Origin of the sequence: Rhodococcus sp. 06-1460-1B, assembly GCF_002258475.1 — a bacterium.
Lineage (GTDB): Bacteria > Actinomycetota > Actinomycetes > Mycobacteriales > Mycobacteriaceae > Rhodococcoides > Rhodococcoides fascians.
Genome location: NZ_NOYS01000041.1, coordinates 356,883 through 374,978, shown reverse-complemented (window position 1 = coordinate 374,978; position 18,096 = coordinate 356,883). Strand labels below are relative to the sequence as shown.

Sequence of the window (18,096 nt, the reverse complement as noted above, 5' to 3'; positions counted from 1 at the left end):
CACCGCAGTCGGCGTCGGCGGGCCGGCACAACCGCAGGAGACTTCAGTGACGAAGCCAGTGATCGAATTTCAAGCCGGACCGGCACCGTTGGATCTGGTGACGGTCGACCTCGTCGAAGGTGACGGCGCAGAGGCAGTACCGGGCGGAAACGTAGAGGTGCACTACGTCGGCGTCGAGTTCGACACCGGCGAGGAGTTCGACTCGTCCTGGAACCGCGGCGAGTCCATCCAGTTCCCGCTCCGAGGCCTCATTCAGGGCTGGCAGGACGGCATCCCCGGGATGAAGGTCGGCGGACGCCGCCAGCTCACCATCCCGCCGGAGCTCGCGTACGGCCCCGCCGGCGCAGGTCACCGTCTGTCCGGCAAGACGCTCGTCTTCGTCATCGATCTGCTCGACGTCAAGTAGCAGATCTCTCGTCAGCGGTCCTGTAGCTCGAGCACCAATCGGGCACCCCCGAGGGGGCTGTCTGCCAGATATGCGCGGCCACCGTGCAATTCGGCCTGCTGGGCCACCAGCGCGAGACCGAGGCCGGAGCCGCCCTTCGCGGCTCCGGCTCCACGCTCGAAGCGTCCGAACACCGATTCGCGTTCGTCCACCGGAACGCCGGATCCGTTGTCGTCGATCATGATTCGGACCAGCGCGTCCGCGCGCTCGGCGCGAATGACGACGGTGCTCGCCCCGCCGTGCCGGACGGCGTTGCCGATCGCGTTGTCCACCGCGAGTCGAACTCCGGTGGGGAGTGCGCGAATCGTGATCTCGCACTCCGGTTCCGACTCCACCCGAACGTCCAGACCTGGGTGCTGACGCTGCGCATCCTGCGCGGCGACGTCGCAGATGTCGATGATGTCGGTCTCGACCCGGTCGCCCTCGCTGGACAATTCACCCGACGCCAATCGTTCGAGCGCGGTCAGGGTCGTCTCGACTCGGCCCTGAGTGCGCTCGAGGTCGGTCAGAATTTCTTGTTGCTGCGCGCGCTCGAGGTCGAGGGTGCGCAGCACTTCGATGTCGGTACGCATCGCAGTCAACGGGGTGCGCAGCTCGTGGGCCGACACGGCCGCGAAATCGCGCGCCGTGTCCAGGGCGGCATTGGTGCGTTCCTGTGCCTCGTTCAGTCGGGTGAGCATGCCCCCGATCGCGACCGCGAGCTCGTCGGCCTCGGTGACTCCGGTTCGGGTCTGCGGCGCCGACGGAGGCTGAGCGCTGACCTGCCGCGTCAGCGTCACCAGCGGTCTGACAGCACGTCCGCCGAACAGCCAACCCAGGCCCGTCGACACGGCGACCGCCGCCAGCCCCAGCAGGATCACCTGTCTCTGTTGCTCGTCGGTCACCTGCTGCGCCTCGATGGCCGGGACACCGATGGAGATGGACACCGACGAGACCACGGTCGAGGTCGCGGTGTAGACCCGAAAACGCTGACCGTCCACATCCACTGTCTGAGAACCGGTGTCGAGGGCCGGCAACCGCGTAGGAGTCGAGGCGACGACGATGTCTCCGCTGCGAATGGTGACGGCGAACGCTCCGGACAGCTGATCGATGAAGGCTTCCAGCGTCGACGAGTTCGGGACCAGCACCTGCGATGCCGTCGTCAGACGCTCGTCGAGCTGGTTGACGTTGTTACGGGAAATGGCCACCGACGTCACCACGGCCAGGGCCGCCACGACGAGGGTGGCACCGAGGGCAGTCGCCGCCGCGACCCTGGCGCGAAGTGAGAAACTCATACCGACTCCCGCACGACGAAGCCCACACCGCGGACGGTGTGCAGGATGCGCGGCGAGCCGTCGCTCTCGAGTTTGCGGCGTAGATAGCCGACGAACACGTCGACGACGTTGGTGTCGGCGACGAAGTCGTATCCCCAGACCAATTCGAGGAGTCGCTCGCGCGTCAGTACGACGCCCTTGTTGCGAGCAAGAATGGCCAGCAACTCGAACTCACGCTTCGTGAGATCGATGTCGGCACCGCCGCGGTGCACTCGGTACCCGGCGATGTCGACGACCAAAGTACCTACGGCGACAGCCGAATTGGGGATACCAGGATCGGCTGCGGGAATGACCGGACTGGTGCCGCGCCGTCGAAGCATGGCCCGGATGCGGGCCACCAGCTCGGCGAGCACGAACGGCTTGGTGAGGTAGTCGTCGGCGCCGGATTCGAGACCGGCGATGCGATCGTCCACGGAGCTGCGGGCACTGAGAACACAGATCGGAATGTCGTTCCCCATGGCGCGCAACGCAGTCACGACGCTTGCGCCGTCGAGCACCGGCATGTTGATGTCCAGCACGATCGCGTCGGGCGAGGTGCGCGACACCACGCCGAGCGCCTCGGCCCCGTCCGACGCAGTGATGACCGTGAAGCCGGACAGGCGCAGGCCGCGCTGCAGCGACGACAACACATCGGTGTCATCGTCGACGACGAGGACGGTGGCGGGGGTGCTCGGCGATTCGGTCACCTCCCAATGCTAGGCAACCCAGCTGTCTACGGTGGTACGCCGCTCCTCGGGCGTCTTGGCGAAGAATTCCTCGAGGGCCGTGCGGCGATCGACGTCGGCGTCGAGGGTCCAGGCGAGGGCGGGTGCCTTGGCATAGAGCTGCTCGTAGTACTTCTCGAACGTGCAGGTGCTCTCGACGAGGGAGAGGGCACCGGGGAAGGGGCGGATGTTCGTCATGATGTTCTCTCCTCTGCTCGCGGCTGATCGGCGTATTTCCCAAGGTAGGGGGCGATGTTGCGGCGTCGGTGAGCATGGATTGGCGATTCTCTGAGAATCCCCGAAACAGCGATGGGGGTTGCTCGTAGCCGGGTTGGGTAAGACTGACGGCATGTCGCTCGTTTGGTTTCGCCGTGATCTCCGACTGGGGGATCTGCCCACCCTCACCGCCGCTGCCGAGTCCGGGGATCCGGTACTGGGGCTCTTCGTACTGGACGACCGATTGCTGAAGCCCTCCGGCGGTCCGCGCAAGGACTTCCTGTTCCGGTCGCTCGAGGCACTGGACGAGCAGCTCGACGGCAGGCTGATGGTGGTGCACGGCGACCCCGAGACGGTGGTGCCGAAGGTGGCGAAGGCGATCGACGCCGACGAGGTCCACATCAGCGCCGATTACGGTCCGTACGGCCGGTCGCGGGACCAGCGCGTCGGCGAGAAGGTGACGCTGGTCGAGACCGGTTCGCCGTATGCCGTTGCGCCCGGACGAATCACCAAGGACGACGGTGAGCCGTACAAGGTGTTCACGCCGTACTCACGGCAGTGGATGGAACACGGTTGGCGTGGACCGGCCGATACGTCCGCGAAAACCGTGACGTGGATCGACCCCGACGACGTGAAAGGCGTGAAGCGGGCGAAGATTCCGAGCGAGACGGAAACCTCCGACGCCGACGCAGGGGAGAAGGCCGCACTGGCACAGTGGAAGGACTTTCTCGACGACGTCTCGAAGTACGACGACGAACGCAACCGCCCCGATCTCGATTCGACGAGCCGGATGTCGGTGCATCTGAAGTACGGCACCATTCACCCGCGAACCATGCTGGCCGACCTGGGCAAGCTCCGCAACGAGGGTGCCGCGTCGTACCGTCGGCAGATCTGCTGGCGAGACTTCTACGCCGACATCCTGTTTCAGCGCCCCGACAGCGCGCGTGAGAATTACGTGAAGAAGTTCGACAAGATCGAACTGGACTCGGGCAAGCACGCCGACGAGCTGTTCGAGGCCTGGTGTAAGGGCGAGACCGGCTTTCCGATCGTCGATGCCGGTATGCGGCAATTGAACTCGGAGAAGTGGATGCACAACCGGGTCCGTATGATCGTTGCGTCGTTCCTCGTCAAGGACCTGCACCTGCCGTGGTGGCGAGGTGCCCGCTATTTCATGCAGCATCTCGTCGACGGCGATCTGGCCAACAACCAGCACGGCTGGCAGTGGACCGCGGGCACCGGTACCGACGCCTCGCCGTACTTTCGAGTGTTCAACCCGATCACCCAAGGTGAGAAATTCGATCCGACAGGCGATTACGTGCGGCGCTGGGTGCCGGAGCTACGCGGTGAGGAGGGAAAAGCCGTGCACACGTTGAAGTTCGGCCGACCCAAGGAGTACGTGGATCCGATCGTCGACCACAAGCACGAGCGTGAGGTTGCTATCGCTCGGTTCAAGGCGCTGTAACGGCTGCTATTTCCTGCGGGACAACCCGACCCCGACGAGGCAGATGACACCGCCGACGACGGCGAGAATGTGCGGTATCTCGCCGAGCAACAACCAGGCCAGAGTGATGGTGATCGGCGGCACCGCATAAGTGGTGATGCCGAGCTTGCCTGCGTTCATTTTCGTCAACGCGTAAGCCCAGGTGCTGAACGCCAGCGCAGTGGGAACCAGGCCGAGATAGACCAATCCGCCGGTGGCTCCGGCCGAGGCGGTCGACAGGTCGTCGAGCAGAGCCGGCGCGAACGGAAGCGTGCAGACCGCGCCGATGGTGCAGGCCATCCAGGTGACCTGCAGGCCGGGGACCGTGCGCAGTACCGGCTTCTGGCTGAGTACTCCGATCGCATAGGTCACTGCGGATACGAGACACAGTGCGATGCCGAGGAAGTCGGCGTCCGTCCTGGTGGTCGAGGTGGTGGTGACGGCGGTGACGACGCCGACCATGACAGCACCGGCGAACGCGATACCGGCACCGATCACCAACCACTTCGGAAAGCCCTCGCCCAGAAGCAGACCGGCGAACAGGGCCACCAGGATAGGGCCGATCTGAATGATCATCGACGTCGTTCCGGCGTCTACACGTTGCTCGGCGGCGTTGAGGGCGACGTTGTAAACGCCGAACCAGAACACGCCGACGCTGGCGATCTGTAACCACTGCGTGCGGTTCGGCTTGACCCACTGTCTCCTGATCAACACGATCGCGCCGAGTGCGCACGATCCGATGAGGAGCCTGCCCAGAGCGAGTGGGCCGGCACCGAACGATTCGCCGACGCCGCGGATGGCGACGAAGGCCGAGGCCCACGAGATCACCGTGACGGTGACCGCACCGAGGGCGAGCCAGTCGACGGCGGGGCGGGTGTCGAGATCTGTCATGCCGAGGACGCTATCGTGCGGGAGTGCCCCATGGCGCGCGGGTTTCGGCCATGGTTGCGCCTGTTTCCGCCTATCTGCCGAGTAGCTTCTCCAGTGCATCGAGGACCGCGGGATCCTCGATGGTCGACGGGACCCCGTACTGCTCACCGGCGACGATCTGTCGCATCGTCTTTCGGAGTATCTTGCCCGAGCGGGTTTTCGGCAGAGCTCCGACGATCGTCACATCGCGGAAGGTCGCCAGTGCACCGATTTGATCGCGGACCATGGCCACCAGTTCGGTACGCAATTGCTCCTCGGAGATGTTCTCGCCGGCCTTGAGAACCACGTATCCGCTGGGACGCTGGCCTTTGAGGTCGTCGTGGATACCGATGACGGCGCATTCGGCGACGGCGGGATGGCCCGCGAGCACCGCCTCCATCGACCCGGTGGACAGGCGGTGGCCGGCGACATTGATGACGTCGTCGCTGCGACCGAGTACGTAGACGTAACCGTCGGCGTCGATGTAACCGGAGTCGCCGGTGAGGTAGTAACCGGGGAAAGTATCGAGATACGAACGCTGGAAACGTGATTCGTCGTTCCACAGTCCGACCAGTGCACCGGGCGGCAGTGGCAGCTGCACGACGATGTTGCCCTCCGAGCCTGCGTCCACGGGATTACCGGACGCGTCGAGGATACCGACCTGAAATCCCGGTACCGGCACGGTCGGCGATCCGGGTTTGATCGGAAGTGGTTCCAGCCCGCGAAGGTTGGCGCAGATGGCCCACCCGGTCTCGGTCTGCCACCAATGGTCGACGACGGGTCGATCGAGGGTGCGTGAAATCCACTCGTACGTATCGGGATCGAGGCGTTCACCGGCGACGAACAGTGTCTCGAGCGAGGACGTGTCGTATTTCTCGAGCTCGGCGGCGTGCGGATCGACCTTGCGAATGGCGCGTAGCGCGGTCGGTGCGGTGAACAGGGCCCGCACACCGTGGTCCTGAATCACCCGCCAGAACGCGCCTGCATCGGGAGTCCCGACAGGCTTGCCCTCGTAGAGAACCGTTGTGGCACCGGCGAACAGCGGGCCGTAGACGATGTACGAGTGTCCCACCACCCACCCGACGTCCGAGGCCGTCCACATCACCTGACCGGCATCCACGTCGTAGATGTTGCGCATCGACCACGTCAACGCGACGGCATGACCGCCGTTGTCGCGCACCACGCCCTTGGGCTTGCCCGTCGTACCCGACGTGTAGAGGATGTACAGCGGATCCGTCGCCGCCATCGAAACCGGTTGTGCGGCTGACGCGTCGGCGATGAGGGTGTCCCAATCCAGCCACTCGTGTTCGCCGGGAATGCCCTCTCGTGATTTCACGATCACGGCCGGTGTGTTCGCGGTCGTGAGCGTCAGGGCGCGCTGCACCAACGGCAGATACTCGATGACGCGACCCGGCTCGAACCCACCGCTCGCGGTGATCAGCAGTACCGGCTCGGCGTCGTCGATGCGGGCCGCGAGTTCTTTGGCGGCGAATCCGCCGAACACCACCGAGTGCACCGCACCGAGTCGCGCACACGCGAGCATCGCGATGACGGCCTCGGGGATCATCGGCAGATAGATGACCACACGGTCGCCCGGTCCGACGCCCTGCGCGCGCAGCACCCCGGCGAAGCGCTTGGTCTCGTCGAGAAGTTCGGCGTAGGTGTAGCTCCGGGTGAGCCCGAGCATCGCCGAGTCGTAGATCAACGCGGTCCGGTCACCGTGGCCGGCGTCGACGTGCCGATCGAGTGCGTTGACGCAGGTGTTGAGACGGGCTTCGGGAAACCACTGCGAGCCGTCGAACGCCGTGGTGGGTGGGGTGTCCCAGTCGACTCCCGACGCGGCCGCCAGCCAGAAGTCCTCGCGGTTCTCGATGCTGCTGTCGAATGCCTGCCGATACTCGCCACTCATGTCTGCGAGCGTAGTTCGAGGTGGGGTGGTCCGGGCCGGGTTGCGCACTACCGGCGACGACCGGCGGAATCCCGTCGACCGGCGGTCGTTGTGTGCAATCGTGCCCGGTCTGCGTCAATATTCACGGCCGGGGCGTCAAGATTGCGTCAACACCCCTGTTCGACGCCACCGCCCGGCGCAAGACTTCTTCTCATGACTCTTGTGGACATACTTCCGTCTCTCGGTGCCGCCTATGTGTCGCGGTGCGATCCAGCGCTCTGGCCGGCGGACACTCACTGTGTGTGCGGTCGCATCACCGTCGACGGCGTCGCGCTCGAGGATGTGGCCGATGCCGAGGGCACTCCGGTGCAGTGGGGTCGGATCCTGATCACTCGCGTGCGGTCGGTCATCGCCGGCGAGGTGGGCGTCGATGCGGAGTTCGGTGATCTTCAGCAGGCCGTAGTGGTCAACCGGCACTCGGTGGGTCCGGTGGTCAAGGTCGACGTGCACGGTCCGGGTCGCTGCTGCGTCAGTCCGGTCGAGTTGCCAGCAGACCTCCGGGCGGGCGATGTGGTAGCGCTCGTGACCTCGCACGTGCACGGCGGAGCCTGCGGTCGTTCCGCAGGCTCCACTCCGGTCTCGTAGCAGGGGTCGAGTTTCCACTCACAAGGTGACCCCGAGAGTGCGGTAGCGGCCGAGTCTGGCATTCGTCCGAGCTGCCGCTTCGAGGGTCGACAGCTCGCGTAGTTCGCGGACAATGGCATCGGCGATGCGACCGGAGAACGCGGCCGGTTCGTCGGCTGCGTCGGGGAGTTCGGGAACGATGGCGTCGACGATGCCGTCTCGCAGCAGGTCGACCGACCGAATGCCCTGAGCCTCGGCCATGTCCGGTGCATGGGCGGTATCGCGGTGCACGATTGCGCTGGCTCCCTCGGGTGGAAGTGGTGCGAGCCAGGCATTCTGGGCACACAGGACGCGGTCCGCGGGCAGCAGTGCGAGTGCTCCGCCGCCGGTGCCCTGGCCCAGTAGTACCGACACCGTCGGGGTGTTCACGGTGACCAGGTCGGAGATCGACCGCGCGATCTCGGGAGCGAGACCACCCTCCTCGGCTTCCTTGGACAGTGCTGCGCCGAATGTGTCGATGACGAGCACCAGAGGTAGCCGGAGTTCCTCGGCCAGGCGCATGCCGCGGCGAGCTTCTCGTAGTGCTGCCGGGCCCATTGTTGCTGTGGCGGTGCTGCTGCTTCGGTCGTTGCCGAACAGCACGCAGGAGACACCGCGAATGCGGCACAGTGACAACAGGATCGAGGTGTCGGCCTCGCCCTGGCCGGTGCCGCTGAGCGGAACATGCTCGGCCGCAGCATGTTCGATCAGTTGCCGAATCCCGGGTCGATCGACGCGACGTGACGACTCCACCGAGTGCCAGGCCGATTGCTCGGGAATACTCGTACGTCCGACTTCGGGAACGTCCGTCCACACGGATGCGTCGACGATCACTCGCAGCGTGCGGATCAGCAAGTGACGCACTTGCTCGACGGGCACCACACCGTCGATGACACCGTGCTGGTACAGATTCTCGGCGGTCTGGACATCATCGGGAAATGGCTTGTCGTACAGGGCCTGATATACCCGCGGGCCGAGGAACCCGATGAGGGCCTCGGGTTCGGCGACGGTGACGTGGGCCAGAGAACCCCAGGATGCGAATACGCCCCCGGTCGTCGGATTGCGGAGATACACCACATACGGCAGGTGCGCCGCTTTGTGTGCGGTGACGGCGGAGGCGATCTTGACCATCTGCACGAAGGCCAATGTGCCCTCCTGCATGCGCGTGCCGCCGGAGGTGGGGGAGGCAATGAGTGGCAGGCCCTCTGCAGTGGCGCGCTCGATGGCGGAGGTGATGCGCTCGGCCGCCGCGACTCCGATCGATCCGGCGAGAAACGCGAACTCGCAGGCGATGAACGCGACGCGTCGGCTGTCGATGGTGCCCTCGCCGGTCAACACCGATTCGTCGACGCCACTCTTCTCGCGAGCTTTGGCCAGATCCTTCAGATAGGACTCCCCAGGATGGACGTCCACGGGCGTGGAGTCCCACGACACGAACGATCCGCCGTCGAGAACGGAATCGAGAATCTCGGCGGCGGATGTCCGTGGGCTCATAGAAGAACCCTAGCGAGAAAACGCTTCCTTCCACGAGACGGTCTTGCCGATCCGAAGAATGGAACGCTGGTAGATCTTTGCTGCGCCCATGGCCAGGATGGCGGTGGTGATCACCATCAGGACTGCCGAGCCGACGATCTGTACTGGCGAAGTAACGCCGGCAGCGATGCGCAACGGCATCATGATCGCCGAGAACGGGGGAATCCAGCTCAACGTGTTGGCAAGGGTGCTCTCCGGATCGCTGACGGAATAGAAGGCCGCGAAGAACATCGCCATGATCAGGATCAGCAGCGGCATGGTCGTCGAGTTCACGTCCTCCTGCCGCGAGACCATCGAGCCGCCGGCCGCGTAGAGCACCGCGAAGAATGCAAAGCCCAAGATGAACCAGGCCAGCGTTGCCGCGAAGACGCTCAGCGCGGCACCCGTGACGGTGAGGACTCCCGTGCCCAGTCCTGCTCCCACACCGGCGATTCCGTAGAGCGCGAGCTGCAGGATGCCGACCGCGCCGATACCGAGGATCTTGCCCCACAGCAGCTGCAGGGGGCGGACGGTGGAGAGCAGCAGTTCGACGACTCGCGAGGACTTCTCCTCGACGACACCCATCGCGACGTACATTCCGAAACCGATGATCTGTGCGTACAGCAGGAACACGGCGGACAGAGCCAAGGCGGTCCGCTGACTGGCTTCCGGGTCGGGCGGATCGATCGCGTCGACGGTGACCGTCGCGGCACTCGTCGCTGTCCCGAGCTCGTTCTGGTCGACACCCTGTTGCGCCAGTGCAGCATTCGTGGCCTGCGTCGCGACACTGCCTTCGACGACGGCGCGCAACGTGCCGGTCAGTTCGGACGCGGTGACGGCCGTGTACGCGCCCGCAGTGCCGTCCGGAACCAGCGCCACATCGAGATCCCCGGATTCGACGCCACTGCGCGCGGCCGCCGCGTCGGCAACGTCACGGACTTCGACGGGGCTACCGACGGCGTCGCCGGTCGCCTCCAATACCGTTGCAATGGACTGGTCCCCGGCGACGCCGATGACGTCGCGCTCTTCGTCACCGCTGCCGGAGAAGATCGAGAATGCGATGATGCCGCCGACGATGACGGCCAGGATGATCACGTTGCTGATGACGAAGCTCTTCTTCATCACCTGAACGGTGAACTCGCGCTTGGCGATCAGTGAGACCGCGCTGAAGGAATTCAGTTGTGAGCTCATGCCACTACCGCCTCTCGGAACAGGTCGCTCAGGGAAGGTTTCTGGATGGAGAATTCGTGTACCGGTCCGGTCGCGAGCGCGGCCCGCAGGACTTCTTGATCATCGGCTCCCGGTGCCAGCCCGAGAACGGTGATGCCGTCGCTGTGCCCGAGTGTGCTCACTCCGGCGATGCCCGACGCCCATCCGGGGGCAGCGTTCGGTGCGTGGACGTGCAGGTGCGAATCTCCTGATCCGCGGAGTTCGTCGACGGTTCCGACGGCTTTCATCGAGCCGGCGGCGATGATGCCGACGCGGTCGCACAGGCGTTGCACCAGATCGAGTTGGTGGCTCGAGAACACCACCGGCACTCCGGCAGCGGCCTTTTCGCGGAGAACTTCGCTCATGACGTCGACGGCGATCGGGTCGAGGCCGGAGAACGGTTCGTCCAGCACGAGCACTGCGGGGTCGTGCACCAGCGCTGCTGCCAACTGCACGCGCTGCTGATTTCCCAGGCTCAATGCGTCGACGGTGTCGTTGACGCGCTCGTCGATGCCGAGGCGTTCGGTCCAGCGGATCACCGCGGCTTTGGCATCCTTTGACGAGAGGCCGTGTAGCTCGGCCATGTACGCCAATTGCGGGCCGACCTTCATCTTCGGGTACAGCCCGCGTTCCTCCGGCATGTAACCGATGGTGCGGCGAACATCGAGGTCGACGGGCTTGCCGCCCAACAGAACCTGGCCGGAATCTGCCGACAGCACGCCCAGCGCGATGCGCATTGTGGTGGTCTTGCCCGCGCCGTTGCTGCCGACGAAGCCGAACAATTCGCCCGGCCGGACGTCGAAACTCAGGTTGTCGAGGGCGATCTTGTCGCCGTATCTCTTGGAGACGGAGTCGATCGTGAGGGTGCTCATGGTGCCCTTTCGGTCGTTACTGCTGGTCGAACTCTTCGGTGTCTTCTGGTTCAGGGTCGGGGGTTATCCACGCGAGAATGATTGCCGGGGTCGATATTCCGATCATCAGTGCCGCGAGAGTCCAGCCGCCGCCGGCGTAGGCGAGACGGGGGAGGTCCGGAAAGGTCGTGGACAGGACGATCAGCGCGAAGGCCGCAGCCATGACCAACCCTTGCGTGACGGTGAGGCCGATGGATCGAGCTTCGTTGCGCTGCTGTACTTCCCATTCGTCCAGTGCTCCGACGGGCGCATCGCTGTGGCGGCCGGAGACCGTTTGCAGAGCGGTCCAGATCGGTATGAAGATGAGTGCGGCGGGAATCCAGGCGATTGCGGCCCACGAGAAGAATAGCGTCGAGATGCTTATGACGAGGAACGTCAGGCCGGCAGCAATCACTGCGATGGCGAGAATGCGGCGACGATGCTGCGTGCGCCACTTGGGAAGCCAATGTCTGGTGTTGGCGTCGTTCTCCAGGAATCGCCGGGTGCGATAGGCCTGATAGCGGGTGAGGATGTCGGAGCCGGGCGTGGTCATCGATCCTTTTCCTTTCGGAAGAGTTCGGCCGAGAGTGGTCCGAGTTCGGTGCGTGAGAACACCGCTTCGATCGGCAGATCGAAGACGTCGCAGATGCGCATCGCGAGGTCCAAGCTCGGGTAGTGGTCGCCTCGTTCGAGGGCTCCCACCGTCTGGGGATTCACTTCGACGAGTTCGGCCAGTTGCGCGCGGCTCATCTTTCGTTCTGCCCGCAGAACACCCACCCTGTTGTAGATCGGGAGCGCGGTACCGCGCTTGACGGGGCTCATGACAATGAAGTGTTGTATAAACCCAACGATGTGTCAACCGTTAATAACAAAACTGCTGATTTGTCTACGGTGTCTGCTGCTCCCGAGCGGAGGCGACGATGGCGCGCATCGTGGTCAGAAACTCATCGATCGTTGCCCGCTGCTCGGGCGTGAAGCGGGCGAGCTCGTCGACGGCCTGGCCGATTACGGGGCCGAAGAACGTTGTCCCGAGTTCCGACGCGTGCGCAGTCACGTGCAGCAGTACTCGCCTGCGGTCGGACGGGTCGGGTTCGCGTAACACCAAGTCACGCTTGGTCATTCGATCGATCAGGGCCGTGACCGACGCGGATTCCAGGCCCAGCTGGGTTCCTAGCCAACCGGGCGTAGCGCGCGTTCCGGCTCGGTCCGCGTCGAGGAGACAGATCAGCGCCCGGATATCCGTCGGGTGGAGCGCATGTCTCTGCGCGAATTCTGCGCCCAGAAGATCGAGGTCGACCGTCAGTGCGCGTAGCTGATGGACGGTGGAGGCGGGCTCGGTCATGTGCTGATCCCTCGGGAGATGCTGGACGGGAAGTCTCTCTATTGTCTACTATCTCGATCATCGAGAGAATGGAGGGTTGCAGTGACGCTGGACGAATTCTTCTCCGCCTACGACCGAGTGCTGCGGAAGTGGCCGGCTGATACCCGGGCCATCGACGTGAACACGGTGCACGGTGCCACACGAATCAACGCTTGCGGGCCCGTCGACGGTCCGGCGCTGGTGTTGCTGCCGGGCGCGGGTGCGACGTCGACCGTTTGGTTCGCCAACGTCGAGGCGCTCTCGCACCACTATCGGGTGTACGCGGTCGACCTCATGGGCGACGTCGGGCGCAGTGTTCCCGGTGAGCAGTCCGTCGACTCCGTGGACGAGCTGCTGAACTGGGTGACGGCGGTGCTGGATGAACTGGGCCTTCGAGCTGTGGCACTGTGCGGCCATTCCTACGGCGCGATGATCGCTCTGGCGTACACCTTGCGCAACGAGAGCCGCGTCGATGCGCTGACGCTACTCGATCCCAACGCATGCTTCGGCTCCATGAGTCCGCGGTACCTGCTGCACGCCCTACCGATACTGCTGTCTCCCAACGAGAAACGGCAGCGTGCTTTCGTCCGATGGGAAACCGATGACGCGCAGTTGGATCCGGATTGGCTCGACGTACTTGCTCTGGGAGCCGCGCATGCTCCGACCACAAAAACCATTGTTCCGAAGCGGCCGAATTCTGCTGCGTTCGCGAACTTCGGTGTAGCGACAACCGTGGTGCTGGCAGGGAATGGCAAGGTGCACAATGCCGCTCGGATCGAATCGGCGGTCCGAACCGCCCTGCCTGCAGCGCGGACCGTGATACTCGACGGAGCCACGCATCACACGATGCCGATGCTTCCCGCCGCCGAGGTGAACGAAATTCTTCTCAGTTGACGAAAATCGGGTGCAGCTGCACCCGATTCAGCGCGACCTACTTCTCGCTCAGCTGCCCATCGTTCATCGTCCAGTGACGAGTGCCGCGAACCGTGTCGAGCATGCGGCGATCGTGTGTCACCAGCAGCAGGGTGCCCTCGAAGTTTTCCATCGCGCGTTCGAGTTGTTCGATGGCGGGCAGGTCGAGGTGGTTGGTGGGCTCGTCCAGCACCAGCAGGTTCACGCCGCGGGCCTGTAGCAATGCGAGTGCGGCACGGGTTCGTTCACCCGGCGACAGGGACGACGCCGGCCGCAGTGCGTCGTCGCCGCGCAGCCCGAACTTGGCCAACAGTGTGCGGACCTCGGCGTCGGGCCACTCGGGAACTGCTGCACTCAAGGCGTCGGACACTGTTCCGTCGCCGACGAAATATGCTCGTGCCTGGTCTATTTCGCCGATCGCCACACCCGAACCCAGTGAGGCCGTTCCCTCGTCCGGCGTCAACCGGCCCAGCAGTACCGAGAGCAACGTCGTCTTGCCGGAGCCGTTGGGTCCGGTGATGAGGATGCGATCGCCCCAGTCGATCTGCGTCGTCACCGGACCGAAGGTGAACTCCGATCGGCGTACGACGGCTCCGCCCAACACCGCGACAACGGTCCCGCTGCGAGGAGCCGCCGCGATCTCCATCCGCAGTTCCCATTCCTTACGGGGTTCCTCGACCACCTCGAGTCGCTCGATGCGGCGCTGTGTCTGACGAGCTTTCGCGGCTTGCTTTTCGGTCGACTCGGCGCGGGTCTTGCGGGCGATCTTGTCGTTGTCGGTGGCCTTGCGTCGCGCATTGCGGACGCCCGATTCCATCCAGTTCCGCTGCATCTGCGCGCGAGACTCCAACGCCGACTTGGTGTCTGCGAACTCGTCGTACTTCTCCCGGGCATGCTGGCGCGCAATTTCTCGTTCCGCCAGGTAGGACTGGTAGCTGCCGTCGTACACATCGATGCGACGCTGCGCTCGATCGAGCTCGACGACTCCCGTCACCGTCCGGGCCAGAAACTCGCGATCGTGACTGACGACGACGATGGCCGCCCGCGTCGCGACGACGAATTGTTCGAGTTGCTCGAGGCCCGCGAGGTCCAGGTCGTTGGTGGGCTCGTCGAGCAGCAGAATGTCGTAGCGAGCGAGGAGAATCGCGGCGAGACCGGCGCGGGCAGCCTGCCCGCCCGATAGATCCGTCATGAATGCGCCGCCGTCGACATCGAGGCCCAGATCCGCGAGTACCTTCGCCGTCCGCTCCGCCAGGTCGGCACCGCCGAGCGCCAGCCACCTCTCCAGCGCAGGGGTGTAGAGGTCCTCGTCGGCAGGAGCGGAGCCTGCGGAGTGACCGGAGTCGCTGCCACCCAACGCCTCGGCGGCTGCGTTCATGGAGGCTTCGGCATCAGTGACCCCGGTCCTCCGGCCGAGGAAATCCAACACCGTCTCCCCGGCGATGCGCTCGGGCTCCTGCGCCAGATAACCGACGGTTGCGTCGGGCGGGCTGGTGTAGATCTCACCCTCGTGATCGGCCGTTCCCACGCCCGCCAGCAGCGTCAACAGCGTCGATTTACCGGCACCGTTCGCACCGACCAACCCGATCACATCACCTTCGGTGACCGTCAGATCGAGTCCGGAGAACAGGGTTCGATCGCCGTGAAAGGCGGCCAGATCGTCGATGCGGAGCGTGGCAGTCACCGGACCAGTATCCCCGGGACCGGGAACAGATTCACAGCGCCGTCCGTTGGCATTCGTATGACGTATTCAGCCGAGACCAGTACTGTCCCGACCATCGTGCTCAACGACGGCACGTCGATTCCCCAGCTCGGGTTCGGTGTGTGGCAGGTTCCCGACGACGGTGCGCAGGCCGCCGTGGCCGAGGCGCTGAAGGTCGGATACCGCAGCATCGATACCGCCAAGGTGTACGAGAACGAGGCCGGCACCGGCAAGGCCATCGCGGAGTCCGGCATCGCGCGCGACGAACTGTTCGTCACCACCAAGCTGTGGAACGACGATCAGGGCTACGACTCCACCCTGAAGGCCTTCGACGCCAGCATGGATCGTCTGGGCCTCGAGTACCTCGACCTGTACCTGATTCACTGGCAGCAGCTCGATCGCGACAAGTACATCGACACGTTCAAGGCGTTCCAGAAGCTGAAGTCGGACGGCCGCATCGGTTCGATCGGCGTCTCGAACTTCACCATCCCCACGCTCGAGAAGCTGATGGACGCCGTCGGTGAGGTCCCGTCGGTCAACCAGATCGAGCTGCATCCGCGCTTCATCCAGGAAGAACTGCGCGCTTTCCATACCTCGAAGGGCATCGCCACCGAGGCCTGGAGCCCGCTCGGCTCCGGCACCGTTCTGGACGACCCGGCCTTCGCGCCCATCGCCGAGGCACACGGCGTCACCCCGGCCCAGGTCATTCTGCGCTGGCACATCCAGCTCGGCAACGTCGTGATCCCCAAGTCGGTCACCCCGGAGCGGATCGCGAGCAACTTCGACGTGTTCGGCTTCGAGCTGAGCAACGACGAGATTCAGCAGATCAACGCTCTGGACACCGCCGACGGCCGCACCGGCCCGGACCCGGACAAGTTCAGCAGCTGACCCGCCGTGTGAGTGGAACTTCGTAGTGGACTACGAAGTCCGGAGTGGAGCCTGCGGAACGACCGCGGGCACAGTGCGCACATGGGGGCCTAGTCTGTACCCATGTCGGAACCGCTCGCAGGCAAGACCGTTGCCCTCACCGCCGAGCGGCGTGCAGACGAATTGGCCACCATGCTCGAACGCCGCGGCGCGAACATCGTTCACGCCGCGGCGATTCATGTTCTGCCCCTGATCGACGACTCGGAGCTGAAGTCGGCTACCGAAGGCATCGTCGATCGTCCCCCGCAGATCGTGGTGATCAGCACCGGTATCGGCTTCCGTGGCTGGCTCGATGCGGCGGCCGAATGGGGTGTGCGCGACGACCTCCTGGCAGCGCTCGGGCACACGCGAATCATTGCGCGTGGCCCCAAAGCGCGTGGTGCGATCCGGGGTGCCGGGCTGCGTGATGAATGGTCGCCCGCCACCGAAGCATCGCAGGAAGTCGCCGATCATCTTGCTGCCCAGGGTATTTCCGGTGCCGACATCGCCGTGCAACTGCACGGCGTCATCACCGAATGGGAACCGACGATTCACCTGAGCGATGCTCTGAGCGAACTCGGCGCGCATGTACGCCCGATCCCCGTGTACCGCTGGATCCGCCCCGTCGATCAGGCCCCGCTCATGGACTTGTTGGCACAGATCATCGAGCATCGAGTGGACGCAGTGACGTTCACGAGCGCTCCCGCCGTCGCCTCCCTGCTGTCGACGGCCAAGGACAACGGCATGCTCGACGCCTTCCTCGCCGCACTTCGAGGCCCCGTCGCCGCGATCTGCGTGGGGCCGGTGACGTCGGCCCCGTTGGATGCGTTGGGCGTTCCGACGTCGATGCCGAGCCGTGCGCGTCTCGGTTCCCTGGCCAAGTTCGTCGTCGAGCAGCTGGGTTAACCCAGAGTCTCGAGCAACTCCGTCACCGCTGCTCGCCCGGCCCGGTTCGCCCCGATCGTGCTCGCGGACGGGCCGTACCCCAGCAGGTGGACGCGATGGTTCGCGGCGACCCGGGTGGTCAGCCTGCCGTCCATGACGATTCCGCCGCCGTGCCCGCGCAGTCGCAGCGGGGCAAGGTGATCGAGGGCGCTGCGGAATCCGGTGGCCCACAGGATCACGTCGGCGTGCTGGGCCGAACCGTCCTCCCACACAACGGAATCGGCGGTGATGGACGAGAACATCGGCTTGCGTTCGAGAGCCCCGCGCTCGCGGGCGGCAGCCAGCGACGGAGTGAGCAACAGGCCGGTCACCGAGACGACCGAGCCCGGCGGCAGGCCCGCTCGCACCCGCTCCTCGACCATGGCGACGGCTTTGCGTCCGGCGTCGTGGTCGAACTGGCTGTCCCGGAACACCGGTGGTCGACGCGTCACCCATGTTGTTGTGGTCACCTGCGAGATCTCGTCGAGTAGCTGCACGGCCGAGATTCCGACGCCGACCACGACGACGTGTTTGCCGACGAACTCGTCCGCGGTTCGGTAGTCCTTGGTGTGCAGTTGTCTACCGGTGAAGGTCTCGGCTCCGTCGTAGTGCGGAACGAACGGCTTCTCCCACGTTCCGGTCGCATTGATGAGGCCCTCGGCCATGACGACCGTGTCCCCGGCCTCGACCCGAAAGAGTGGTTCGCGGTCGCACACGACCGTCACCGTGACGGGGCGTCGGACATTCAGTTCGAACCGTTCCTCGTACGCGCGGTAGTAGCGGGGAACCGCGTCGGCTGCCGCGATGGATTCGGGTGGCTCGTTTCCCAGCGTGTCGGCGAAGGGCATCCCGGGCAGATCGTGCACTCCGTTGACGGTGCTGAGCGTCAGCGACGGCCACCGGAACTGCCAGGCACCGCCGGGTCCGGGGGAGCGGTCGAGCATGACGAAGCCCGCACCTGCGGCAAGTCCGGCCCGCCGGAGGTGGTAGCCGGCCGAGAGCCCGGCCTGGCCGGCACCGATGACAGCAACCCGAGTGTCGATCACGAGTATCAGTAGATCAG

The 18,096-nt window shown here is 64.9% G+C and carries 19 protein-coding genes; 6 read left to right on the top strand and 13 right to left on the bottom strand.

Translation table 11 applies throughout. From position 1 onward, the window contains the following. Nucleotides 1-46 precede the first annotated feature (46 nt). Entirely contained in the window at nucleotides 47-406 is a 360-nt protein-coding gene (locus CH268_RS24685; protein ID WP_027495932.1) for an FKBP-type peptidyl-prolyl cis-trans isomerase, read from the top strand. An 11-nt stretch (nucleotides 407-417) separates the two neighbouring features. Here the strand turns inward: CH268_RS24685 and CH268_RS24680 are convergent, their stop codons facing one another. From CH268_RS24680 to CH268_RS24670, 3 genes are read right to left on the bottom strand one after another with little or no spacing between them, the layout of a single operon-like run. Continuing rightward, the gene (locus CH268_RS24680) at nucleotides 418-1,719 is read right to left on the bottom strand and encodes a sensor histidine kinase (RefSeq protein ID WP_094666157.1); all 1,302 of its coding nucleotides are present in this window, start codon (nucleotides 1,717-1,719) and stop codon (nucleotides 418-420) included. After that, a complete protein-coding gene (locus tag CH268_RS24675; protein WP_032365895.1) occupies nucleotides 1,716-2,444 on the bottom strand; it encodes a response regulator transcription factor in 729 nt (242 codons plus the stop codon). Before CH268_RS24675 ends, CH268_RS24680 begins: the two co-directional genes overlap by 4 nt. Before the next feature lie 9 nt (nucleotides 2,445-2,453). Then, entirely contained in the window at nucleotides 2,454-2,660 is a 207-nt protein-coding gene (locus CH268_RS24670) for a hypothetical protein (protein ID WP_032365896.1), read from the bottom strand. 151 nt (nucleotides 2,661-2,811) lie between these two features. Here CH268_RS24670 and CH268_RS24665 point away from each other — a divergent pair, with 151 nt between their 5' ends. Then, nucleotides 2,812-4,140 (top strand): cryptochrome/photolyase family protein, encoded by a 1,329-nt coding sequence (locus CH268_RS24665; RefSeq protein ID WP_094650590.1) that lies wholly within the window; start codon nucleotides 2,812-2,814, stop codon nucleotides 4,138-4,140. Between the two features lie 6 nt (nucleotides 4,141-4,146). Here CH268_RS24665 and CH268_RS24660 read toward each other — a convergent pair whose 3' ends face one another. Both CH268_RS24660 and CH268_RS24655 read right to left on the bottom strand, forming a co-directional pair. Further along, on the bottom strand, nucleotides 4,147-5,049 hold the full coding sequence (locus CH268_RS24660; RefSeq protein ID WP_094666156.1) for a DMT family transporter: 903 nt from the start codon (nucleotides 5,047-5,049) through the stop codon (nucleotides 4,147-4,149). Between the two features lie 70 nt (nucleotides 5,050-5,119). Continuing rightward, complete coding sequence (locus CH268_RS24655; RefSeq protein ID WP_094666155.1) at nucleotides 5,120-6,976, bottom strand: propionyl-CoA synthetase; 1,857 nt, start codon at nucleotides 6,974-6,976, stop codon at nucleotides 5,120-5,122. Nucleotides 6,977-7,168: 192 nt separating this feature from the next. On the opposite strand from CH268_RS24655, the gene CH268_RS28580 reads away from it, so the two are divergent. Further along, a complete protein-coding gene (locus CH268_RS28580; protein WP_094666154.1) occupies nucleotides 7,169-7,600 on the top strand; it encodes a hypothetical protein in 432 nt (143 codons plus the stop codon). Between the two features lie 18 nt (nucleotides 7,601-7,618). Here CH268_RS28580 and CH268_RS24645 read toward each other — a convergent pair whose 3' ends face one another. From CH268_RS24645 to CH268_RS24620, 6 genes are all read right to left on the bottom strand, one after another. Further along, on the bottom strand, nucleotides 7,619-9,112 hold the full coding sequence (locus CH268_RS24645; protein ID WP_094666153.1) for a carboxyl transferase domain-containing protein: 1,494 nt from the start codon (nucleotides 9,110-9,112) through the stop codon (nucleotides 7,619-7,621). Nucleotides 9,113-9,121: 9 nt separating this feature from the next. Beyond that, nucleotides 9,122-10,321, bottom strand: coding sequence for an ABC transporter permease (locus tag CH268_RS24640; RefSeq protein ID WP_094666152.1), 1,200 nt, complete (start codon nucleotides 10,319-10,321; stop codon nucleotides 9,122-9,124). Further along, entirely contained in the window at nucleotides 10,318-11,211 is an 894-nt protein-coding gene (locus CH268_RS24635; RefSeq protein ID WP_032371290.1) for an ABC transporter ATP-binding protein, read from the bottom strand. The genes CH268_RS24640 and CH268_RS24635 overlap by 4 nt, the downstream gene beginning before the upstream one ends. A 16-nt stretch (nucleotides 11,212-11,227) precedes the next feature. Further along, the gene (locus CH268_RS24630) at nucleotides 11,228-11,782 is read right to left on the bottom strand and encodes a hypothetical protein (protein WP_094666151.1); all 555 of its coding nucleotides are present in this window, start codon (nucleotides 11,780-11,782) and stop codon (nucleotides 11,228-11,230) included. Beyond that, nucleotides 11,779-12,051, bottom strand: coding sequence for a helix-turn-helix transcriptional regulator (locus tag CH268_RS24625; RefSeq protein WP_032365905.1), 273 nt, complete (start codon nucleotides 12,049-12,051; stop codon nucleotides 11,779-11,781). Before CH268_RS24625 ends, CH268_RS24630 begins: the two co-directional genes overlap by 4 nt. Before the next feature lie 64 nt (nucleotides 12,052-12,115). Next, nucleotides 12,116-12,571 (bottom strand): MarR family winged helix-turn-helix transcriptional regulator, encoded by a 456-nt coding sequence (locus CH268_RS24620; RefSeq protein ID WP_094666150.1) that lies wholly within the window; start codon nucleotides 12,569-12,571, stop codon nucleotides 12,116-12,118. Between the two features lie 81 nt (nucleotides 12,572-12,652). On the opposite strand from CH268_RS24620, the gene CH268_RS24615 reads away from it, so the two are divergent. Further along, complete coding sequence (locus CH268_RS24615) at nucleotides 12,653-13,483, top strand: alpha/beta fold hydrolase (RefSeq protein ID WP_255182493.1); 831 nt, start codon at nucleotides 12,653-12,655, stop codon at nucleotides 13,481-13,483. A gap of 37 nt (nucleotides 13,484-13,520) precedes the next feature. Here CH268_RS24615 and CH268_RS24610 read toward each other — a convergent pair whose 3' ends face one another. After that, nucleotides 13,521-15,185: an ABC-F family ATP-binding cassette domain-containing protein gene (locus CH268_RS24610; RefSeq protein WP_094666149.1), complete on the bottom strand. Its 1,665-nt coding sequence runs from the start codon at nucleotides 15,183-15,185 to the stop codon at nucleotides 13,521-13,523. 57 nt (nucleotides 15,186-15,242) lie between these two features. On the opposite strand from CH268_RS24610, the gene CH268_RS24605 reads away from it, so the two are divergent. Beyond that, the gene (locus CH268_RS24605) at nucleotides 15,243-16,091 is read left to right on the top strand and encodes an aldo/keto reductase (RefSeq protein WP_032381819.1); all 849 of its coding nucleotides are present in this window, start codon (nucleotides 15,243-15,245) and stop codon (nucleotides 16,089-16,091) included. A 102-nt stretch (nucleotides 16,092-16,193) separates the two neighbouring features. Then, complete coding sequence (locus CH268_RS24600; RefSeq protein WP_094666148.1) at nucleotides 16,194-17,015, top strand: uroporphyrinogen-III synthase; 822 nt, start codon at nucleotides 16,194-16,196, stop codon at nucleotides 17,013-17,015. On the opposite strand, the gene CH268_RS24595 is transcribed toward CH268_RS24600, so the two are convergent. Continuing rightward, a complete protein-coding gene (locus CH268_RS24595; RefSeq protein ID WP_094666213.1) occupies nucleotides 17,012-18,085 on the bottom strand; it encodes an NAD(P)-binding domain-containing protein in 1,074 nt (357 codons plus the stop codon). The two genes, CH268_RS24600 and CH268_RS24595, sit on opposite strands and share 4 nt — an antisense overlap. Nucleotides 18,086-18,096 lie beyond the last annotated feature (11 nt).